The 21,139-nt window shown below is 62.4% G+C and carries 16 protein-coding genes; 4 read left to right on the forward strand and 12 right to left on the reverse strand.

Annotated elements, in window-relative coordinates:
• Positions 1–79: 79 nt before the first annotated feature.
• Positions 80–1,459 carry a hypothetical protein gene (locus tag QYQ98_RS00640; protein ID WP_302006853.1) on the reverse strand — a complete coding sequence of 460 codons (1,380 nt, stop codon included), beginning with the start codon at positions 1,457–1,459 and terminating at the stop codon, positions 80–82.
• A 446-nt stretch (positions 1,460–1,905) separates the two neighbouring features.
• Here QYQ98_RS00640 and rpsA point away from each other — a divergent pair, with 446 nt between their 5' ends.
• Entirely contained in the window at positions 1,906–3,378 is a 1,473-nt protein-coding gene (rpsA, locus tag QYQ98_RS00645) for a 30S ribosomal protein S1 (protein WP_302006854.1), read from the forward strand.
• Positions 3,379–3,768: 390 nt separating this feature from the next.
• Positions 3,769–4,050 (forward strand): HNH endonuclease signature motif containing protein, encoded by a 282-nt coding sequence (locus QYQ98_RS00650; protein WP_302007777.1) that lies wholly within the window; start codon positions 3,769–3,771, stop codon positions 4,048–4,050.
• 83 nt (positions 4,051–4,133) lie between these two features.
• Here the strand turns inward: QYQ98_RS00650 and QYQ98_RS00655 are convergent, their stop codons facing one another.
• The 9 genes from QYQ98_RS00655 to QYQ98_RS00695 all read right to left on the reverse strand — a co-directional run bounded on the left by QYQ98_RS00655 (position 4,134) and on the right by QYQ98_RS00695 (position 14,696).
• A complete protein-coding gene (locus QYQ98_RS00655; protein ID WP_302006855.1) occupies positions 4,134–5,267 on the reverse strand; it encodes a trimeric intracellular cation channel family protein in 1,134 nt (377 codons plus the stop codon).
• Positions 5,268–5,445: 178 nt separating this feature from the next.
• Entirely contained in the window at positions 5,446–5,799 is a 354-nt protein-coding gene (locus QYQ98_RS00660) for a DUF4259 domain-containing protein (protein ID WP_302006856.1), read from the reverse strand.
• A gap of 76 nt (positions 5,800–5,875) precedes the next feature.
• Positions 5,876–6,469, reverse strand: a complete 594-nt coding sequence (gene coaE, locus QYQ98_RS00665) for a dephospho-CoA kinase (RefSeq protein ID WP_302006857.1) — start codon at positions 6,467–6,469, stop codon at positions 5,876–5,878.
• Between the two features lie 3 nt (positions 6,470–6,472).
• Positions 6,473–8,266, reverse strand: coding sequence for a choline/carnitine O-acyltransferase (locus QYQ98_RS00670; RefSeq protein WP_302006858.1), 1,794 nt, complete (start codon positions 8,264–8,266; stop codon positions 6,473–6,475).
• A gap of 76 nt (positions 8,267–8,342) precedes the next feature.
• Positions 8,343–10,097 (reverse strand): ABC transporter ATP-binding protein, encoded by a 1,755-nt coding sequence (locus QYQ98_RS00675; protein WP_302006859.1) that lies wholly within the window; start codon positions 10,095–10,097, stop codon positions 8,343–8,345.
• Positions 10,094–11,215 (reverse strand): ABC transporter permease, encoded by a 1,122-nt coding sequence (locus tag QYQ98_RS00680; RefSeq protein WP_302006860.1) that lies wholly within the window; start codon positions 11,213–11,215, stop codon positions 10,094–10,096. The genes QYQ98_RS00675 and QYQ98_RS00680 overlap by 4 nt, the downstream gene beginning before the upstream one ends.
• Entirely contained in the window at positions 11,215–12,162 is a 948-nt protein-coding gene (locus QYQ98_RS00685) for an ABC transporter permease (protein WP_302006861.1), read from the reverse strand. The genes QYQ98_RS00680 and QYQ98_RS00685 overlap by 1 nt, the downstream gene beginning before the upstream one ends.
• Before the next feature lie 3 nt (positions 12,163–12,165).
• Positions 12,166–13,722, reverse strand: coding sequence for an ABC transporter substrate-binding protein (locus tag QYQ98_RS00690; RefSeq protein WP_302006862.1), 1,557 nt, complete (start codon positions 13,720–13,722; stop codon positions 12,166–12,168).
• Between the two features lie 2 nt (positions 13,723–13,724).
• Positions 13,725–14,696, reverse strand: coding sequence for a TetR/AcrR family transcriptional regulator (locus QYQ98_RS00695; RefSeq protein ID WP_302006863.1), 972 nt, complete (start codon positions 14,694–14,696; stop codon positions 13,725–13,727).
• A 204-nt stretch (positions 14,697–14,900) separates the two neighbouring features.
• Between QYQ98_RS00695 and uvrB the strand changes: the two genes are divergently transcribed.
• Both uvrB and QYQ98_RS00705 read left to right on the forward strand, forming a co-directional pair.
• The gene (uvrB, locus tag QYQ98_RS00700) at positions 14,901–17,000 is read left to right on the forward strand and encodes an excinuclease ABC subunit UvrB (protein WP_302006864.1); all 2,100 of its coding nucleotides are present in this window, start codon (positions 14,901–14,903) and stop codon (positions 16,998–17,000) included.
• 56 nt (positions 17,001–17,056) lie between these two features.
• A complete protein-coding gene (locus QYQ98_RS00705) occupies positions 17,057–17,500 on the forward strand; it encodes a universal stress protein (protein WP_302006865.1) in 444 nt (147 codons plus the stop codon).
• An 18-nt stretch (positions 17,501–17,518) separates the two neighbouring features.
• On the opposite strand, the gene QYQ98_RS00710 is transcribed toward QYQ98_RS00705, so the two are convergent.
• Together QYQ98_RS00710 and QYQ98_RS00715 are read right to left on the reverse strand one after the other, a co-directional pair.
• A complete protein-coding gene (locus QYQ98_RS00710) occupies positions 17,519–19,684 on the reverse strand; it encodes an AAA family ATPase (RefSeq protein ID WP_302007778.1) in 2,166 nt (721 codons plus the stop codon).
• Positions 19,685–20,004: 320 nt separating this feature from the next.
• Complete coding sequence (locus QYQ98_RS00715) at positions 20,005–21,120, reverse strand: DoxX family protein (RefSeq protein WP_302006866.1); 1,116 nt, start codon at positions 21,118–21,120, stop codon at positions 20,005–20,007.
• Positions 21,121–21,139: the final 19 nt, after the last annotated feature.

Here is a 21,139-nt window from a genome sequence, read left to right on the forward strand (position 1 = left end):
CGCAGCCCCCTGAGTGGGGCTGCGCCAGACGTGTCGCTGCCGCGAGATTGTCGCAGGAGTCTTTTGCGTCTAGGTTTGTCTAGACCTTGGTCGATCCAGATCCCGAGGATGAGTCCGAATTAGAACCGAAGACCGCGCTCGAACCAGAGGCAGCGCCGCCGGGCCGGCCATCCGTGTCTTCGGCAGCGGCTGTGCCGTTTAGCGAGTCATCGTCTGAGTCGCTGTCGGTGTCCGCATCCTCAAGCTCGGATTCGAGGGCTTCGCGGAACTCGTCGTCGTCAAGGCTCGACTCGTGCGCGAGCTCCTCGAGTGACATGTCAGCGAACTCGCTGTCCGGGTCGAGATTCTCCTCGTCAGACATGAGGTCCACAGCCGCGGTGCGCAGCTCGCTTTCACGGTCCAGGCGTTCGCGGTAGCGGAAGTACTGGTAGACCAGCACCGCGATCACGAACAGACCGAGGTAGCCCAGGATCGGGTAGAGGTTGGCGACGAGCGCCTTGAATCCGATGAAGGACAGAATGAAACCGACAATGCAGGCGCCCACGTACACCGGGTAAAACCGGTCCGGGTTATTGCGGGTCAGGCGCTTCGCCAGCGCGTAGATCATGCCCAGGCAGGTGTTGAACACCATGAGGAAGATGACCCACGTCATCACCTGGCCCAACGCCGGGTGGATGTTGAACAGAACAGTGAGCAGCGGCAGATCGTCGCCGTTAACAGCCTGCGCTTCTATGAACAGGGTCACCACGAGCAGAGCAAGCATAGCCGCGTAGAGGAAGCCCGCGATCAGGCCGCCGATCCGCACAGCCTTATTGTCGAAATTGTCGCCGCCGATCACGATCGCCATGGACACCGTGCACAGCGCGTTCAAGCCCGTGTGGTTCAAAGCGCCGAGCCACCACGCCGGTGCACCCGTGGCCCCCTCGACATTCGCCTGCGTCCACTCGCTCTGAGCAGAGAAATCGACGCTCGCGTGTGTGAACGTCCAGATGGACGCAATGAGCACAAAAATGATCAGCAGGGGAGTGACCAACCCCAACACCACAGAAATCTTGTCCACGTCGAGCCGACCCACCAGCAGCATGATGATCAACATCGCCAAACCACCGACCCAAATCGGCCAGCCGTACGCCTGCTCGAGGTTCGATCCGGCGCCGGCGAACATGACGAATCCGACGCTGAACATGCATGCGATCGCCGACCAGTCCATGATCTTCGAAGACAGGCCGTCGGAGACCTCACCGAACACACGCGTGTGCTCAGTGGCTTGGAAGTACGAGCCAAACGCGAGGAAGGCCACCGCAGCGAAAGCCATGACCACGCCGGCAAGCACAATGCCCCACATGCCCATTTCGCCGTAGGAGACGAAATACTGGAACGCCTCCATGCCTGAAGCAAAACCGGCGCCCACAACGACACCAATGAACGCGAAACCGATGCCGATAGCGCGTTTCAACATAAAAACACCACCTATGCGCTCGCGAGCGCTATCAAATTCAAGTTGACTGTTAAAGAGTAATGCTATTGATGGGGAAATGCTGAAAGCGCGACGCAGTTCACACTCGCGACGCGCCGGCGGCACTTTCGAGGCACAGCAACGGCGCACTCGCGACTCACCGGCGACGCGCCCAAAGCAAAGTTTGCCCAAGCTGGGGAAATGAACTACTCTCGCAATCGCGTATCTAAGCATTTCGCGTGGCCTCGGCCGTAATAGGAGGGCCGCCCGCGTCGGAAGCGAGATCGAAATCCCAGCTCTGACACGGCTTGCCGTGCTTCAACCTGCCTTCGGGCTGATGCTCAAAGGTGGGGCAGCAGGCGTCGAAAAGCTCGTCGATAAGCTGCTTTTTCGAGAGATGCGCTCATGTCCATTTGCTATCTCCTATCCATTTCGGAGCAACATAACTTATGCCCACTACTACAACCCCGCAGGTTGCCATCAACGACATTGGCAGCACTGAGGATTTTCTCGCCGCAGTTGATGCCACCATCAAGTACTTCAACGATGGGGACATCGTCAGCGGCACCGTCGTCAAGGTCGACCACGACGAGGTCCTCCTCGACATCGGATACAAAACCGAAGGTGTCATCCCGACCCGCGAGCTGTCCATCAAGCACGACGTCGACCCCGACGAGGTCGTCGAAATCGGCGATGAGATTGACGCGCTTGTTCTGACCAAGGAGGACAAGGAAGGTCGCCTGCTTCTGTCCAAGAAGCGCGCACAGTACGAGCGTGCCTGGGGCACCATCGAAGAACTGCAGAAGAACGACCAGCCGGTCACCGGTACGGTCATCGAGGTCGTCAAGGGCGGCCTCATCCTCGACATCGGTCTGCGTGGCTTCCTGCCCGCATCCCTCGTCGAAATGCGCCGCGTCCGCGACCTGGACCCGTACATCGGCCAGGAGCTCGAAGCCAAGATCATCGAGCTGGACAAGCACCGCAACAACGTCGTCCTGTCCCGTCGCGCGTACCTCGAAGAGACCCAGTCCGCAGTCCGCTCCGACTTCCTCCACCAGTTGGAGAAGGGCCAGGTCCGCAAGGGTGTCGTTTCTTCCATCGTCAACTTCGGCGCCTTCGTCGACCTTGGCGGCGTTGACGGCCTGGTCCACGTGTCTGAGCTGTCCTGGAAGCACATCGACCACCCGTCCGAGGTCGTCACCGTCGGCGACGAGGTCACCGTCGAGGTTCTCGACGTGGATCTCGACCGCGAACGCGTGTCCCTGTCTCTGAAGGCGACCCAGGAAGATCCGTGGCGCGTCTTCGCCCGCACCCACGCTGTGGGCCAGATTGTCCCGGGCAAGGTCACCAAGCTCGTCCCGTTCGGTGCGTTCGTCCGCGTCGAGGAAGGCATCGAGGGTCTCGTCCACATCTCCGAGCTGGCTCAGCGCCACGTTGAGGTTCCGGACCAGGTCGTCGGCGTCGGCGAAGAGGTCATGGTCAAGGTCATCGACATCGACCTCGAGCGTCGCCGCATCTCCCTGTCCCTCAAGCAGGCAGACGAGGACTACTCCGACGAATTCGATCCGTCCCGTTACGGCATGGCAGACTCCTACGACGAGCAGGGCAACTACATCTTCCCGGAGGGCTTCGACCCGGAGACCAACGAGTGGATGGAAGGCTACGACGAGGCTCGCCAGGAGTGGGAGGCCCGTTACGCCGAGGCCGCCCGTCTGCACGAGGCGCACACCGCTCAGATCGAGCGTCACCGCGCTGCCGCCGCAGAGGCAGAGACGGCCGGTGAGGGCGAGACCAACTACAGCTCCACTTCCGGCGAGGCTGCAGCTCCGGCAGCTCCGTCCGCTGGTGAAGCTGAGCAGGGTGGCTCCCTCGCTTCCGACGAGCAGCTCGCCGCACTGCGCGAGAAGCTCGCAGGCAACTAAGCCGCACCTGTAGAAGGACCCGCACTTCGGTGCGGGTCTTTTTGCATGCTTATCGACGTCTCCCGGCACCCCTCGCCCTATCCCGGTTTTTGGCTCTTGTCCCGTCCGAGCGTGGGGCCCCGAATTTTTTCGGTGTTGATGGAACCGGTGCTTTTTCGCAGGGCAATGGCCTGTTTTGATCGACAGTGGACCGTAGCCCTGTGGATAAGTCTCGGCAGTTTGGGAGTTATCCACAGGTTGGCGATGACGGCCTTTTCCGCGCGTTTGTCCTACCTCGCCACTGTCCACGGCGCCGAGCTCGGGGTGGGTGTCTTCCACCCAGAGGCCGGTGCAGTTAACTTGTACCGGGAGAAGCGGTTCGCGAACGCCAAGCAGCGGGATCTCGCCCGCATGACGCTCACGACGTGTCCGGTGCCGGATTGCCGGCATGCAGCGGATAATTGCGAAGTCCACCACATTGAGGCGTGGTCGCGGGGCGGTCAGACAAACATGAATAACCTGTCGATCCTGTGCAGGTACCACAACCGCACCAACGACGACGAGCCCAGGCACCGGCATAGAGGCCGAATTGAAATCAGGGCAGGGACCCCGACCTGGATATCACCCACTGGGGTGCCCGTGAAGAACAACCGGCATCCCTTTGGAGCAATGGAACAATTGTTCAGCAAGTAGCTGCGGGACTGGGCCACGGGCTGCATAGTCGCAGCTGCAAAAGCCTGCTGCTGTTCGCGTCGAGTTAAAACCCCGTGCTGAATCTACGTGCCTTTTTGTTTGTATCGTTCAACGAGGCGCTCGATGAGTTCATCGGTCAGTGCGGGGTCCGAGAGGATGAGGTCGAGCATGTCGGCGTTCACGGCTTCCATGGCTTCCGTCTCAGCCGAGTCAGGTTCGGCCACCTCGGCATCGTAGGAATCGCCAGCTAGGTCGACACCGATGCCTTCGAAGAGGTTTTCCTCGTTGGACTGTTTCTCCACATCTGCTTCGGCGAGAATCTCGGAGTCGATGGCAGGGAATTGATTTGTGAATTCTGTGAGGAACTCGTCTGCGTCGCTGCGAGCTGTCGCGGGCTGCTTTCCTCTACGGATCTCGTTTTCGATGCGGCGTTGCAGTGCCTTCTCCATCTGCTTATGCCGCCAAGCACGTACGGTCCGAGGCTCTAGTTCGCGGGCGACTGCGCGGGAGCGGGTCTCGGCTTTGCGGGCGAGGGATGCGACTTGAGTGGCTGTCGCATTGACCGTGGCATTCACAGGCGCGAAATCCGGGTCTTGGCTGACACGCCAGTTGCCGTAATAGCCGAAGAGGAACAGCACGTAACTAACGACGGGCCCCAGCACCATGGTCAGAGCGAGGAAGTCCGTGGCGTTGCCCACCAGAACGATGACTGCACAGGCCACCGCTGGAATCACCGTTGGCTGGTTACCACCGAACACGCTGGGTTCACGGCCGGTGACTACGTCGCGAATCATGCTGCCTCCGGTCGCGGTGAACACGCCCATCATGATGGTCGGCAGGACGGGCAGACCGTATTGGATGGCCTTGGACGCACCGGTGGCGGCCCAGAGGGCAGAAACAAGCGCGTCGCCGTGGGATTGGAGGAACTCCCATGCGCGGCCTTTAAAGTAGGTGAATCGCGCGATCAGAGCGCCGGTGAACGCCAAGATTAGGTACTCCGGCTGGCGCATAGCGGCGACGGTGCCTTGGTTGATGAGGACGTCGCGAAGCATGCCCCCTCCAAGCGCAGAGAGCATGGCGATGAACAGAAACCCAACGATGTCGTAGCCGCGTTGGCGTGCGAGGGTACCGCCGATGATGCCCATCAGCAACACCCCCGAGACGTCCATCCATTGGTAGATGGAGCTGATGAGCGGGTCGACTTGGTCCACGGACATAAATGGCAATTGTAAAGCTGAACCGATTAGTGGTCATGTCGGGGCAAATGAACCGGCGGAGTTACATTCGCGAGCGAACATCACCGGAAGAACATTGCTAGATGAGAGCGCCGGATGAGCGCCCCGACTAGATCTTGGGATGAAGAAGACGACACTCGCCACGAGCCGGACAGCGGCGCTAGGCGACGTACTTCTTGGTCTCGGCAAGCCAGCTGTCCAATTCGCCGGCGTCTTCCCATAGGTCGTACAGCTCTGAGCTGCCGGGCCGTATGGCCTGTGTGGCGCGGTGGCGGATCCAGCGGCGGTCGTCGATGGAGAATGGGTACCGCAGGGCCGCGGACTGGGATTCGGACGGGACGTGGCCGTTGATGACTGCGGCGAGGGCGATGACGGATTCGGCTTCGTCGGTGCCTAACGGCCCGCGGCCGCAGTCGAAGCGGAACTGGTCCATGCTGAAGGTGCCGTCGACAAGCGCTGCGACGGCATCGACGGCGGGGTCGTTGTCAAACGGCCCGATGTCCCACGTTCCCATAGCCAGCTACATTAGGCAGCGGAGATGAATGGGGCGTAGCGTGCCTTTGAACGTTGTTTGACAAATGAGCGAAAACTCAGGCGCGTATCTGTTGAACTAGCTTTTCCACCTGCGGTTTTAGGTGTTCCTCGTCGCCGTTGTTGTCGATGATGATGTCGGCGGCGGCTGTGCGCGCGGCATCGTCGATTTGCTGAGCGATGCGCGCGCGTGCGTCGGCTTCGTCAAGTCCGCGCGACATGGTGAGCCGGCGGACACGCTCTTCGGCGTCGACATCGACGACAACAGTGAGGTCCATCGCTCGGTGCATGCCGAGTTCCACGAGCAGCGGCATGTCGTATATCACCGCGGATTCGCCGGCAGCCTCGGCTGCCGCGAATCGCCGTTCGGATTCGGCGCGGATCGCGGGGTGGGTGATCGAGTTCAGCTTCTCAGTCGACGGCTTATCGACGAACGCCCGCCTCGCCAACTCCCCCCGGTCCAGCGAACCGTCTTCGTTGATGAGGTCGTCGCCGAAGGCTGCGGCAACCTCATCCAAGACAGGGGAACCCGGTTCCATGATTTCCCGGGCGATCTTGTCGGCGTCGACAACGGGGAAACCTTCGTGGTCCAGCAGCTTAGCGACGGTCGACTTTCCGCTTCCGATTCCTCCCGTGAGCCCGATTTTCTTCATGCGTTAAACCAGCTTTGCGCAGAAGTCCCAGAACATTTCAGATGCCCGCGCGATATTCGCACGAAATTCCTCGGGTTTTTCTGCTGTGTCCGTGTTCCAGGAGACGCAGAATTCGGCGTCTTCCGGAAGCGGGGTGTAGGAGATGCCGAAGCCTTCGGGGAGCGTGGGAGCGAAGCAGTAGCGAACGATCTGATTAGCGCCGCCGATGGAGGTGGTGGACAGGAAGTCCCGGCGTGCCGCGGTCGCCGCGGTGTCGGTGAAGAAGGAGTCGGCGGTGCCAGTGCTGCCAGCGTCGGCATTCGCGGCGTCCGCGTCATAGATGGTGGCCATCATCTGGATATGGCGGTCGAAACCGTTGCCGGACTTGCACCGCTTCACCCAGCCGCGGTGGGCGTTGAGGGCGTCTTGGAGGTCGTCTTGGGTGGCAGTGGCGTCGATAAGCTTCTGCGCGAACGCGACTGCTTCTGGCGTGGCTGCGCGGAGGCACTCGGTGCGTCCCGCCCGGAACTCGCGCATGTCCACGGCCTCGTAGACGGCGCGGACGCGGCCGTAGGTGAGCTGCTGCGCGATGTGCATGGTGAGCTGTGCGGATGCGTCGCGGCTGATCTTGAACGGCAGGTCCGCGGGCAGGCTGTGCGGGACGGTGATGATGTCGGTGTCGAGCTTCGCGGCAGCCGCGTTGAAGCTGTCGAGGTGCGTTTCAATTGCCTGCCTCGCCGCCCCGTCGAGTTCCCAGGTGAGCACCTCGGGTGCGGCCTGGATGTCGGCGCCGTCGCCGAGCTCGGCATTCTGCATGCGCGTGACCGCGGTGACCAGCGTCGCGCCGTCCTGGCAGGAGTGCTCGACGTGGACGGCGATCCAGTCGCTGTTGAGGCTGATCTGGTAGCTCAGCGGCTTGTACGTCCATGCGCCGCGGGGGGTGAAGGTGGCTTCGCGGATCCGCTCGGCATCGATCTTTCCGGGGGCTTCGTTCTCGACGTCCTGCAGCTCGACGGTGAAGAGCATGTCGCGCAGGCGGTCGTAGGTCGCGCTGTTGTCGCCCTGCTCCACGATGGTGGGGAGCAGGTCTGCCAGCGTTTCTGAGCCGAGCAGCGATGGTGTGTTGAAGTCGAATGCGGCTGGCTCGCCGCTGCGGGCAAGTTTCTGCACCTGCTCCAGGCCGGCGCGAAGCGCGGACGCAGACGCAATCTTACCGCTGCCGTCGCTGATGGGCAGAGCGAAGAGACTGCCGTCCACGAAGACGCCGATCTCGCGGGACGCGCCATCGAGTTCGGTCGGGATGATGGTGTCCTTCTCGGCCTGGGGGTGGCGCAGTCCACCGGCGTAGACGAACCACTGGTTCATGGTGATGCGGTTGCCGCGGCCGTCGACATCCTCAGGGGTCTCACCGGCGGCGGCAGCGAGGTGCACGGTGGCCGCGCGGCGGATGAACTCCACAGCGCGGTCAATGCCGCCGGGGCCAGCAGAGTCATCCGCTGCCGGCAGCGCGATCTGAAATCCGACGTTCGTGGACAGCGACAGGGGGGAGCGGGTGGTGAGGTAGGAGGAATACCATTCGTCGCTAAGCCAGTTGGTGCCGGCTGCTTCCCGCTCGAACGCGCGCTCGCGCAACTTATCGTCGAGCTGCGGGCCCGCGCCGGTCCGGAAGTTCTCGACAACCTCGCGTGCGTGCTCGAGTTCCTCGCCGCTCAGAACAGCGGAGAGCGCGTACGAGTAGGAATCAAGCGTGTCGTTCAGCGGCGGGACCGGCAGTGGCTTCAGGTCGGTCGTTGCGGGGTGGGGAGAGGGGTATGCCACGGCGTTGGCCTCCTATGTTTCGCCTGCAGTTCTACACTCCCACCATACCCAGAGCGACGCCACGGGCAGTGCGAGACTAGAGCGAAGGAATATTCGCCAGGAGGCTTCGGGTGTACTCGTGCTGGGGGTAGTCGAGCACGTCGTCGACCGGGCCCTCGTCGACGATCACTCCCTTGTTCAGCACGGCGACGCGGGTGGCGATGTGCCGTGCGAGCGCGATGTTGTGCGTGACAAACAGCAGTGACAGGCCGCGCTCGTGGCGAAGCTCCGCGAGAAGCTGCAGGATCGATGCTTGGACGGACACGTCGAGGGCGGAAGTGATCTCGTCGCAGACGAGCACCGACGGGGCGTTGACGAGCGCTCGACCGATCGCCGCGCGTTGCCGTTCGCCGCCGGAAAGGTCGCCTGGGCGACGGTCATAGAAGCTGCGGTCGAGCTGCACGGACTCGAGGGTGTCCTCGACGATCGTGCGCTGCTCGCGCTTGGACAGCTCCCCGGCCATCACGAGCGGAACGCTCATCGACTCGCCGATGGTGCGCCGCGGGTTCAGAGACGAGAACGGCGACTGGAAGATGTACTGGACATCTTTGCGGTGCTCGAGCGTGCGGTCGCGGCTGGAGTGCTTCAGTTCAGAGCCGCGCAGGAGAACGTCGCCGGTGTATCCGGGGTTGAGTCCCGCGACGGAGCGTGCGAGCGTCGTCTTGCCGGAACCGGATTCGCCGAGCAGCAGGGTCGATTCGCCCTCTTCGATGGCGAGGTTGATGCCGTGCAGTACCTTGTTGTCGCCGTACGCCATTTCGAGGTCGCGGACGCGCAGCAAGGGCGCGTTCGCACTTATCGACGCCCCGTCCTTCCCGCTCATCTCCATCCACGAGTCAGCCCACCTGTCGTTGCCCGCGATGTCTTTGCGGCCCTCAAGGTCCGGAATAGCACCGATGAGTTTGCGGGTGTAGTCGTGCTTCGGGTTGTAGAGGACAGCGTTGTACGGCCCCTCCTCGACGATGTCGCCGCGGAGCATGACCACGACGCGGTCGACGAGCTCGCCGACGACTGCGAGGTCGTGGGTGATGTACAGGGAGGCGACATTCTGTTTCAGCGTCATGGACCGGATGGTCTTGAGAACGTGGTTCTGGGTGGTGACGTCGAGACCTGTCGTCGGCTCGTCGAGAATGAGCACATCCGGGTACATGGCGAACGCCATGGCGATGCCGACGCGCTGCTGCTGCCCGCCAGAAAGCTGGTGCGGCCAGCGCGCGAGATACTCGTCGGTGTCCGGCAGGTCGACATCCCGCATCACCTCGCGGACGCGGTCGGCGCGCTCGGCGGAACTAGCGCCGTAGCCGTGAATGTCCAAGACTTCCCGGATTTGGTCGCCGACCCGCATCGCTGGGTTGAGGCTCAGTGCGGGGTCCTGCGGAATATAGGCGACGCGGGCTCCGCGCATCGCACGTACTTCGTCTTCGTTGAGTTCGAGCACGTCGGTGGTTTCGCCGTCGCGGGAGTGGAGAGTGACGGTGCCGTCTGTGATGGTCAGACCCGTGCGGACGTGTCCGAGCGCAGCGAGACCTGCGGTTGTCTTTCCGGAACCCGATTCACCAACGAGACCGACGATCTCGCCGCGGTACAGGTCGATGTCTACACCATGGAGGATCTCCGTTCCGCTGTACGTGGCCAAGCGGAGGTCGCGGATGCTTAGGACGAGGGTGTCGCTGTTTCGAGTGGGAGGCACGTACTCGCCGTCTGCGCCGGTTGACGCCCACAGCGATGTTTGCGGCGTTGTCTGCGAAGCCTTCTCCGGTCGGGTGCCGTCCGCGTTCATTGAGGTAGTCATGCCTGCTCCTTCGAGGCAGCACTCCGGCTGCGGGTGTCTTCGTTGATGATGGGGTCCAACTTCGCCTGACGGTCGCTCTGGATTGTCGGGCCGGTGCGCTTGATGGGGGTGGCGGTGGAAGCGGTGGCGCGGGCGGCGGCGTCGGCAAGCATGTTTGTGCCGATGGTCAAAAGCGCAATCGCGATCACCGGCAACACCACGCCCCACGGCTGGATGGACAGAGCGATGCGGTTCTCATTGATCATGAGGCCCCAGTCCGCCGCCGGCGGCTGGATGCCCAAGCCCAGGAAGGAAAGGGAGGCAATGGAGCCGATTGAGTACGTCAAACGCAAGCCCGCCTCCACAGCCAGCGGCCCAGTGATGTTGGGCATAATCTCCTGCGTAAGAATCTTCCAGTGGGGTACCGAGTACATCTGTGCTGCCCGGATGTAGTCCTCGTTGGTGACGGACTGTGTCGCCGACCGCGCCACGCGAGCGATGCGCGGTGCGTGGGTGAGACCGATGACAAGGACGAGGACGGTCGCCGAGGGGCCGAAGATCACGATCGCGAGCATGGCGAAGATCAGCTGCGGGAACGCCAAGATGACATCGTTGATGCGCATGATCACCGCATCCGTTGTGCCGCCCGTATAACCGGCAATCATACCGAGGATCGTTCCCACGACCATTCCCAGCACCGTGGCAAGGAACGCCGTGATGAGGAGGATGAGGCCGCCGCCGACGAAGCGGGCCGCCACGGACCGACCGAGGTTGTCGGTGCCGAAGATCCCCTCGTTGGTGAAGGGGAGACCGAGGAACTCGGTCGTTGAGTACCCGGTGAGCTGCTCTGTGAAGAAATAACCCACAACAGCAACAAGGAGGACCAGGCCGGTGAGAATCATGCCCACTTTGCCCTCCGGCTGAGCCCAAATGCGTTTGAGCAATGGGTCCGGCTTGGACAATGAGGCTTTGAGCTCGTCGCCAGTTCGGGGTTCGCCTGTGCCAGCCTCTGCCGTGCCAGCTGCAGCCGGTGGAGCGTCGGCGGCGGTGGTGTCGGCCGCGCCTGGCTCTGTGGCTGCGTTCTGATCTGCTTTGAGCGACCCGGCAGACTCGGCGCCAAGGTTGTGTGGCTGGGTCATTAGTTGCTCCTTAGCTTGGGGTTGGCCATGATGCCCACGATGTCGGCGAGCAGGTTAACCACGACGTAGACAGCGGCAATCAGGAGTGTCACTGCCTGAACGACTTGGACATCGCGGTAGTTGACGGCGTCGATCATGGCGACGCCCAGGCCCGGGTAACGGAACAGGTACTCGACGACGACGATGCCGCCGGCGAGCCACGCGAGCTGGATAGCGACGACCTGTGCGATGGGGCCGATCGCGTGGGGGAGCGCGTGACGGAAAATCACGCGGCGCTCGGGCACACCTTTGAGGCGGGCCATTTCGACATAGCCGGAATCGAGGGTTTCAATCATCGTCGCGCGGGTCATGCGGGCGATGTAAGGGCTGACGACGAGCGCGAGCGTCAGCGTGGGCAGCACCAACTGCGAGGGGTACGACCACACGGACGCGCCAGGCTGAGACATGGTCACGGCAGGCAGAACTTGGAAGACTGACGTGGCAAAGACCGTGACCAGCAGGATACCGATAACGAATTCCGGCATCGCCGCCAGAATCAACGTCACCCAGGTGATTGCCTGGTCGCGGCGGAATCCGCGCCACCAGGCGGCGTAGATGCCCACGAGGATGCCCAACGGAATCGCGATCAGAGCCGCGAGCGCCATGAGGACCAGTGAATTGACCAGTGGCTCACCGAGCAGATCGGAGACTGGCCCACCGGTGGTTGTCGAGGTGCCGAGGTCGCCGGTCAGCACACCGCCGAGCCACAGGAAATAGCGCTCGAACGGGTTCTTGTCCAAGTTCATCTCGGCTTCGAGCGCCGCGATGCGTTCCGGGGTGGCCTGCTGGCCCAGAATCGCGCGGGCGGGGTCGCCCGGGAGAAGCAGTGTGGCGCAGAAGATGATGACCGATACTGCCAGGAGAATGAAGATGCTCAAGCCGAGTCGGCGAGCGATGAGTTTGCCCATTGTCTATGCCTCCGCAATCCACATGTCGTAGAACAGCCCCTGGGATAGAGCCACACCGCTCGGGTGCGGCTTCGCGCCCACCACATAGTTGTGGTATGCGTCGACCTGGTTGGGGAAGCCCCAGATGATGTAGCCGCCGCGGTCGTAGAACTCGCGCTGCAGCTCCTTGACTGCTTCGCCGCGCTCGCGGTCGTCGACAATGCTGCGGGCCTTTTCGACGCGTGCGGTGAAGTCCGGGTCTGCCCAGTGTGTCTCGTTGAATGGTGCTTCCTCGGTGGCGCAGCGGTTGACTTGCTCGAGGAAATTGCGCGTGTAATAGAAGGTCTGCGCGAAGGGGTAGGACAGGTAGTTACCGTCCGCCCAGAAGGTGGTGGAGTCAACCTGCTCGATTTTCACCCGAATACCGGCATCGCGAACTTGCTCGGCGTACACCTGGGCGGCGCGAACAGCGCCGGACGCGATCTCGGATGTAGGGAGGGTGATGTCGATGCCGTCGGGGTAGCCTGCGTCGGCAAGTAATTGCTTCGCTTCCTCGATGTTCTGCTCACGCTGGGGGAATTCGTGCGGGTACGCTGGGTCGTAGAGCGCGAACATGTCGTTGCCGAGCTGGCCCTCGCCTGAATAGACCTGGTCGACCATGCCGGGCCGAGCTACGGCGAGGCGCATGGCCTGGCGGACGCGCTCATCGTCGAATGGTTCGTGGTCGACGCGCATGGTGAAGGGGAGCCACATGCCGGTTTCGGAACTGACCACATGGAGACGCGGATCTGACTCGATAACTCGCACCAGGGCGTGGTTGAGCGCACCGATGCCGTCGACCTGGGAAGACAGCAACGCGTTGAGCATTGCATCCTCTTGGTAGAAGTCCACGATCTCAACACTGTCCAAGTTCGCCGGGCCGAGGTAGTAGTGCTCGTTGCGCTCCAAGATCGTCTCTCGGCCGGCAGAAAAATTGACCAGCTTGAACGGGCCAGCGCCGATCGGATTCTCCGGGTCGTAGTCCTCTGGGACGATGCCCATCTGGTACTCGGCCAGAGCGTCAGTGAGGGTCGCGTCGGGTCGGGAGAGGGAGATGGTCAGGGTCCGGTCATCCACTACCTGCATCGATTCGATGTGAGCGATGGAACCCGCTCCGTTCTTCGGGTCGGCCGGATCCGCGACGCGCTCGTAGGTGGCAATCACGTCCTCGGGGCGAAGCGGCCGGCCGTCTGAGAACTTCAGGCCTTCGCGCAACCGCACGGTCCACTCCGTCGCGTCGCTATTCGGCTCGAGGCTTTCCGCGAGGCGGTTCTCCAGCTCATACTCGTACCCGCGACGGACAAGCGGCTCGTACAAGTTGATCACGCGCGCGGCATCGCTGGCGCTGGCGGGAATATGCGCGTCGACGGTGTCAGCGGTCGATCCGCCCACCAAGCCCACCCGCAGTGTGCCGCCCTTGTGGGGCGGCCCGGACGTGTCGATCTTCTCGGCGGGCAACGTCGGAGAACACGCCGCGAGAGCAGTCGCAGAACCAGCGACTGCCGCGGCACCCAACAGTTGCCTGCGTGATAGTTCAACCATGTTCAATCCTTCTCCTTGGTGGTCTTAGCCAGCGAAGTCGATGTGAACCACGTGCTTACATAGAGCGTCACGGCCTCAGCAGCATCGGCCGGAGACACAGCTCCAGTAAGTAGCTGCACCCCCAATCCGTTGATCATCGCTGTTACGGCGTTGACCATGTGGTCCGGGTCGGTGGCGATGAACTGGCCCGCGGCCATTCCTTCCAGCACAATCACTCGCAGTTGGGCTTGCCAGCGGCCGTAGGCGACCGAAGCTGCCTGTCTCGCGTCTGGGAACGTCGGTGATGAAGACCAAAACTGGGCCCATGTCGTCCATTCGCGCATGGATTCTTCTGAACCATCGAGCTGCACGCGGAGGAACCGAATCAAACGCTCCGAAGGGTCGGTGATCTTGGGGCCGACGGCATGGCGTTGAGCGGCTTCCTGCGCGCACAAATCAAGGGTGGCCAGAAAAATGTCGTTTTTGGACTGGAAGTAGTAATGCACAGCTGAGGTGGAAATACCGGCAGCTTTAGCAATGTCCGCGATGGTGACAAAGTGGTATCCGCGTTCCGTGAAAAGAGTCCACGCCTCATTCACGATCCGACATTTTCGGTCGACGAGATCTTTCGAACCGCGCTGAGGCGAAGGGGCCGTCTCAGCTGACGTCGACTTTTTCTGTTCAGCGCAAAGGGATTCGAGCGTGACCCCGGTGAGATCAGCAAGGTCACGCAGTTCTTGTGAGGTGAACCGCCGTACTCCGGAGAGTGATTTGGAGAGCTTGCTGGAATCGATACCAAGGTGGCTCGCCACATCGCGATGCCTCAAACCGGATGCTGAGATCGCCGCTCGTGCGGCGCTTTGGTCCCGTGTCTGAGTCATAAAACACAACCTTAGATCAAGCTGGGAGCCCATCGCAACGATTTGACTGATAGTCAGTCGGTAAATCGCAATGTTCAAAAAGGCCGGGCTACCGCGGACGATGTCAGAGTTCATGGGTGAGCTGAGTTGGGGCGCGTATCCCACGAAGGACGAACCGGGGTAGAAGGATGATGTTTTCTCCCCGGGGGTTTAAACGTCCTCGCGCTCGGTGTCCGCCAGGCCTTGTTCAGCCGCGGGTTCTGTTCAGGCAGACAGACTATTGGGAGTTGGCGCAGTTCGCTGACCACGGTGACGGGCGCACGGGATACACTGGCGTGCATGGCTTTTGCTGCTGAGCACCCTGTTTTGTCGCATTCCGAGTTCCGTCCGGTGGGCGAGGTGGAGCGCACCGAGAAACTCTTTACCGTCGAGTCCGAGTTCGAGCCGTCGGGGGACCAACCGAAGGCGATTGCGGAGCTGGACCGCCGGCTGCGGGCGGGGGAGCCGGACGTGGTGCTCATGGGTGCGACGGGTACCGGTAAGTCGGCGACTGCGGCGTGGCTGATCGAGCAGCAGCAGCGTCCCACGCTGGTCATGGCGCCGAACAAAACGCTGGCGGCGCAGCTAGCCACCGAGCTGCGGGAGCTGCTTCCCAACAACGCCGTCGAGTACTTCGTGTCGTACTACGACTACTACCAACCGGAGGCGTACATCGCGCAGACGGACACGTACATCGAGAAGGACTCGTCGATCAACGACGACGTGGAACGACTCCGTCACTCAGCGACGTCTGCGCTGCTCAGCCGTCGAGATGTCGTGGTTGTTTCCTCGGTGTCGTGCATTTACGGATTGGGCACGCCGCAGTCCTACCTCGACCGTTCGCTGTTGTTGCGCGTCGGCGAGGAGGTTGAGCGCGACCGCTTTTTGCGCTTGCTTGTCGACGTCCAATACGAGCGCAACGACATCGACTTCAAGCGCGGAACGTTCCGTGTGAAAGGCGACACTGTCGACATCATCCCGGCGTACGAGGAGGTGGCGGTGCGCGTGGAATTCTTCGGCGACGAGGTGGACTCGCTGTACTACATTCACCCGCTCACCGGAGATGTTCTCCAGCAGCGCGACGAGCTGCGCATTTTCCCAGCGACGCACTATGTGGCCACGGAAGAGCGCATGGAGAAGGCCATCGAGGCGATCAAGTTGGAGCTCGCGGACCGGCTCGAAGAGCTGGAAAACCGTGGCAAGCTGCTTGAAGCCCAGCGTCTGCGTATGCGCACTGAATACGATCTTGAGATGATTCTGCAGGTCGGTTTCTGTTCGGGCATCGAGAACTATTCGCGGCACATCGACGGTCGTCCAGCCGGGTCGGCGCCGGCGACGCTCATCGACTATTTCCCGGAGGACTTCCTCACGATCATCGATGAGTCTCACGTGACGGTCCCACAGATTGGCGGCATGTACGAGGGCGACATGTCGCGCAAGCGCAACCTCGTCGAATTCGGATTCCGCCTGCCCTCCGCCGTGGACAACCGTCCGCTGACGTTCGACGAATTCGAGGATCGCGTCGGCCAGACCGTCTACATGTCGGCGACCCCGGGCGATTACGAACTCGAGGCTGCCGGGGGAGAATTCGTCGAGCAGGTCATTCGCCCGACCGGCCTGGTCGACCCGAAGGTGTCGGTCCGCCCGACGAAGGGCCAGATCGACGACCTGATCCACGAGATCCGCGAGCGCACCGAGAAGGACGAGCGTGTCCTAGTGACCACATTGACCAAGCGCATGGCGGAGGATCTCACGGATTACTTCCTGGATAACGGGATCAGGGTGCGTTACCTGCACTCGGACATCGATACGCTTCAGCGCGTCGAGCTGCTGCGCCAGCTCCGCTTGGGTGAATTCGACGTTCTCGTGGGAATCAACCTGCTGCGCGAGGGTCTCGACTTGCCGGAGGTCTCGCTCGTGGCCATTCTCGATGCTGACAAGGAAGGCTTCCTTCGGTCGACGAAGTCACTGATCCAGACCATCGGCCGCGCCGCCCGCAACGTCTCCGGCGAGGTGATCATGTACGGAGACAACATCACCGAATCGATGCAGGAAGCCATCGACGAGACGGAGCGCCGCCGCGCGAAGCAGATCGCGTACAACGAAGAGCACGGCATTGACCCGCAGCCGCTGCGAAAGAAGATTGCCGACATCCTCGACGAGGTCTACGAGCGTAGCGACGAGGACGCGCCAGAAACAGCCGAGGGCGCGACAGCCATGCTCGAAGGTAGGAACACGTCGACCATGGCGTCCGACGAGATCCAGAAGCTTATCGACGAACTGACCACCCAGATGACCGCCGCCGCCCGAGATCTGAAATTCGAGCTGGCTGGGCGTCTGAGGGACGAGATCGCGGACTTGCGCAAGGAGCTCCGCGGTGTGAAAGAAGCGGGTATATAGTGGCCTGAAGAATCAATGAGGGTTTGGCCACCAGTAGCGAGTACGGAAGGTGCATCATGGGAAAGAACTACAACACCGTCGTTGTCGGTACGGACGGATCCTCGTCCTCCCTGCTGGCCGTTGAGCGCGCGGCTGAACTCACCAACGCGTTCGGTGCCACTTTGGTGATCGGCTGCGCCTACTACGAGTCCGAGGATGAGGTGTCGTCGACGCTGCGCCAAGACTCGAACACGATCCTGGGTGACGAGACTGCCCGTGCGAATCTCTCCTCTGCCGTCGAGAGGGCGCAGGAGACCGGTGTGGAGAACGTCGAGACCGCTGTGCGCCCAGGCACGCCGGTCGAGGCGCTGATGAGCATTGTGACGGATTACAATGCCGAGCTGCTGGTGGTGGGCAACCGCGGCATCAACTCGCTGACGGGTCGCCTGCTCGGCTCGGTGCCGGCTGATGTCGCGCGTCAGTCCGACTGCGACGTGATGATCGTTCACACCGTGGCCTAGGCACTGCCGCCCGGGCAGCTATCCGATCAGCGTCAGGGTCTGCGTGGCGCGGGTGATGGCGACGTAAAGGTCCTGCCAGCCCTGCGGCGAGCTGTTGACGATCGCATCGGGGTCCACAACAACGACGTGGTCGAACTCGAGACCTTTGACATCCCCGACGTTGTCTTTCGTGACCACTACCGCGAGTCCGCCACTGGCTTCGAGTTCCGTGCGCACGAGGTCCGGGTCCGTTTGTGCTGGTAGGCGGCGCACGGGCTCGCCGGTGGAGCGCACCGTCACCGCCGGTTCCGCGTCCGGGTCAATCTCGGCGAGAACCTCGTCGGCGAACTCCATGATTTCCGCGGGCGTGCGGTAGTTGACCGTCAGCTCGTGGAAGCGGTAGCGCTCCCCGACGAACGGGCTCAAGCTATCGGCCCACGTCTCCACACCGGCCGGGGAGGACGTTTGCGCGGGATCGCCAACGAGCGTCATCCACCGCGACGGGCAGCGCCGGAACACCATGCGCCACTCCATCGGAGTGAGCTCCTGCGCCTCGTCAACGATCACGTGACCGTAGGCCCAGCTCAAGTCTCCGCGTGCGCGTTCCGCGGTGGAGCGGATGTCGGTCTCCCGCTGGCGGCTGGCCAACGTCTCGGCGTCGATGATGTCGTGGGCGGAGAGCACCTCGGCCTCGAATTCGTCGTCGGTGTCCGTGTTCGCGGATGAGGCGAGGATGTCCAGGGCATCTTCGGCGTCCGCGACGAGTTCCCGCCACTGCTTGTCAGCCTTCTCGGATTCGCCGGCGGGGGTGGGGACGCCGGTGAGGGTGTAGAGCTCGTCGATAAGCGCTGTGTCCGCCGCGGTGAATGCCCAGCCGTCGGTGCGGAAGAGCGCGTCGCGCGTGATGTCGTCGTAGTCGTGCGCGGCGGCGGCGATCGCGTCGGCGTCGCTCAGGAAGTCAGCGAGCACCGCAGGAGCGTCGAGCTGCGGAAAATGCGTATCGACGATCCGTTCAACCTGCCCTTCTTCCGCCAGATCGTCGTGCAGCTGATCCACGTCTGCCTCCGAGAGAAGGTTCTTTCCGCCGAGAGGGTCGGCACCGATTCGCTCGGCGAGAGCCTCGGCGATGAGCCGGGTGAGTTGGTCGGCGAAGATCGGGCGTGCCTCGTTGTGCGGTTTGCGGGAGCGGCGCGCACGGGTCCGGGCTGCGGCGACCATGGCGGGAGTGACCGCTAGGTCGATGCCGTCGATACGCAGCGCGATGTCGCCCTCGGGGACCGTCTGCACGTTTCGCACGGCGCGTTTGAGAATAAGCGCCATGTCTTCGGACCCCTTCACCTCGCGCGTGAGCAGCGACTCCGTGGCGTGCGGCGTGACACCGGGGACGAGGTCGCCAACAGTGCTCAACACCACGCCCGTCTCGCCGAGCTCCGGAAGGACGCGAGAGATGTAGTCGAGGAACGTGTGGTTCGGCCCGACAACAAGGACACCGGTCCGCGCAAGCTGGTCGCGCCAGGTGTACAGCAGGTACGCCACGCGGTGCAAAGCCACGGCGGTCTTGCCGGTGCCCGGGCCGCCGCCGACCACGAGGACGCCGCGGGTAGGGTCACGGATGATCTCGTCCTGCTCGCGCTGAATCGTCTCCACGATGGACTGCATGTGTCCCGTGCGCGGGGAATTCATGGCGCGGAGCAGCGCCGCCTCGCTGCCGACGTCGCTCATGCGCGACAGTTGTGAGCCGTCCGACTGCGCGCCGTCCAGGTGGGAATCGTGCCCGTTGCGGCCCGAGAGCACCTCATCGTCGACTGCTGAGACGGTGCGGCCCTTCATGCGAATGTTGCGACGAATCTCGACACCCTCCGGGTGTGCGGTGGTGGCCAAGTAGTACGGGCGAGCCATCGGCGCGCGCCAGTCGAGCAGGAGAGTGCGGTAATTATCCGCGCGGTCGTCCATCCCCATACGACCGATGTAACGGCGGTCGAGGACGCCGCGTCCCGGTACCGGGTTCTCCGGGTCGGCATCGGCAATGTCGATGCGGCCGAACACCAGGCCGGTCTCGGCGATGTTCAAGTCGTCCAGCTTGGCGTTCAGGGCGTGGTACTCGGTCTCACGACGCACCAATGCATCTGCGTCCGGATTGTCGGGGTCGACGGCGCGCTGAACTTCCTCAAGGCGCTCGCTCGCAGCCTCGACCTCCCGGTCCAGGTGGGCGAAGAGCGTGTCTACGTGGCGCTGCTCGTCGCGACGCTGGTTTTCCCTGCGCTGTTCGTCCCGATCCTGCTCGTTGCGGCGCTGTTCTTCGCTGCGATCTTCGTCTGCCAGCTTATCTGGCGCTACTGCCACCCTTGATGCTCCCTTCACCGGTGAAACTGCGTTTAACCTCGCTGATGCTGCTGTTTTCGTTGCTGAAATTCCGAACAACGGGCCCGAACACCGGGTCTCATAAACGAACGGCCCCGGGGCAGAGGATATTCCCTGCCGCGGGGCCGAACGAGAAGGTCGGAGCTAAAAAGCCAATTTAATGCTTACTTCAGCTTCTTCTGTGCCTTCTTCACCAGCTTGTTGGCTTTCTTCTCGGCCTTCTTAGCCTTTTTCTTCCACTTGCGCTTCTGCCACCAGGACGGGGAAGCGTCGAGCTTCTCAAAAGCGTCCTGCAGGGAATCAATAGCGTCCTGAGCCTTGTCCTGGGCCTTGGAGGACGCCTTGTCCGCCTTTCGCTTGGTCTTGAATTTCTCCCACTCGGATGGGCCAAGGTCGTCCAGGTTGGACTGCAGGTCGCTGACCACGCCATTGACCTTGCGCTTAGCCTTGAATTTTTCCCACTCGGACGGGCGAATGCCCTCGATGCCGTCCTGCAGGTTGTCCTGCAGATCGCCAACGAGGCCCTTCACCTTGCGCTTGGTCTTGTACTGTTCGATCTTGCCCGGCTTGAGGTCCTTGTAGGTGTCCTCGGCCCAGTCGGTGGCGTCGTCGGCGAAGGAGGAAGCGCGGTCGGCTGCCTTGTCGGCGAACTTGGAAGCGGTCTTCTTCCAGTCGTCCTTATTGTCGTCGACGTAATCGGTCACCTGGTCGGCGACCTCGTGAGCGCGCTCGGAGACAGTCTCCGCGGTGTTCTGGAACCACTCGCCGGCCTTCTTCTTGGCCTTGTCGGTCTCGGACTGGGTCGGCAGAGCCTGCTGGATGTTCTTGTTGGCCCGCTTCGCGGCATCCTGCGCACGCCATGCCAGGCCCGGTTTGCCCTCGGTGTCGGCGCTGGCGAGCAGCACACCGCCGAGAAGAGCGACGTTGGTCATCGCGCCGTTGCGGCGGCGAGCCTTGTCGTTGGAGTCCTTGGCGTCCCAGAAGGCGTTGCGGCCCAGCAGGGTGCCCACGGTGGAGGCAGCGAGCAGACTAGCGGACAGACGCGGTGCCTTGCCCAGAGCGAAGGTGCTGCCAGCACCGATCTTCACACCGCCGTTGATCTTGGCCACAGTCTCCGGGTCGGACGGAATGAACTGGGCGTACTGGCTCGGCAGCACGGACTTAATGGTCTTCACGACACGCTCGGCATCGTTCGCGTGCTCGGACGCGTTCTTGACCGTGTTAACGCCATCTGCGATGTACACAGAGGCGAGCATCGGACGAGCAAGTTTGCGGATCATACTCTCTTATTCCTTACCT

It is taken from the genome of Corynebacterium sp. P3-F1 (assembly GCF_030503635.1).
Taxonomy (GTDB): Bacteria; Actinomycetota; Actinomycetes; order Mycobacteriales; family Mycobacteriaceae; genus Corynebacterium.

Excerpts from the sequence above, each read along its gene's own strand:
- QYQ98_RS00640 (WP_302006853.1), bottom strand. The coding sequence starts at position 1,459 with ATGTTGAAACGCGCTATCGGCATCGGTTTCGCGTTCATTGGTGTCGTT.
- rpsA (WP_302006854.1), top strand. The coding sequence starts at position 1,906 with ATGCCCACTACTACAACCCCGCAGGTTGCCATCAACGACATTGGCAGC.
- QYQ98_RS00650 (WP_302007777.1), top strand. The coding sequence starts at position 3,769 with ATGACGCTCACGACGTGTCCGGTGCCGGATTGCCGGCATGCAGCGGAT.
- QYQ98_RS00655 (WP_302006855.1), bottom strand. The coding sequence starts at position 5,267 with ATGTCCGTGGACCAAGTCGACCCGCTCATCAGCTCCATCTACCAATGG.
- QYQ98_RS00660 (WP_302006856.1), bottom strand. The coding sequence starts at position 5,799 with ATGGGAACGTGGGACATCGGGCCGTTTGACAACGACCCCGCCGTCGAT.
- coaE (WP_302006857.1), bottom strand. The coding sequence starts at position 6,469 with ATGAAGAAAATCGGGCTCACGGGAGGAATCGGAAGCGGAAAGTCGACC.
- QYQ98_RS00675 (WP_302006859.1), bottom strand. The coding sequence starts at position 10,097 with ATGACTACCTCAATGAACGCGGACGGCACCCGACCGGAGAAGGCTTCG.
- QYQ98_RS00680 (WP_302006860.1), bottom strand. The coding sequence starts at position 11,215 with ATGACCCAGCCACACAACCTTGGCGCCGAGTCTGCCGGGTCGCTCAAA.
- QYQ98_RS00685 (WP_302006861.1), bottom strand. The coding sequence starts at position 12,162 with ATGGGCAAACTCATCGCTCGCCGACTCGGCTTGAGCATCTTCATTCTC.
- QYQ98_RS00690 (WP_302006862.1), bottom strand. The coding sequence starts at position 13,722 with ATGGTTGAACTATCACGCAGGCAACTGTTGGGTGCCGCGGCAGTCGCT.
- QYQ98_RS00695 (WP_302006863.1), bottom strand. The coding sequence starts at position 14,696 with ATGAACTCTGACATCGTCCGCGGTAGCCCGGCCTTTTTGAACATTGCG.
- uvrB (WP_302006864.1), top strand. The coding sequence starts at position 14,901 with ATGGCTTTTGCTGCTGAGCACCCTGTTTTGTCGCATTCCGAGTTCCGT.
- QYQ98_RS00705 (WP_302006865.1), top strand. The coding sequence starts at position 17,057 with ATGGGAAAGAACTACAACACCGTCGTTGTCGGTACGGACGGATCCTCG.
- QYQ98_RS00715 (WP_302006866.1), bottom strand. The coding sequence starts at position 21,120 with ATGATCCGCAAACTTGCTCGTCCGATGCTCGCCTCTGTGTACATCGCA.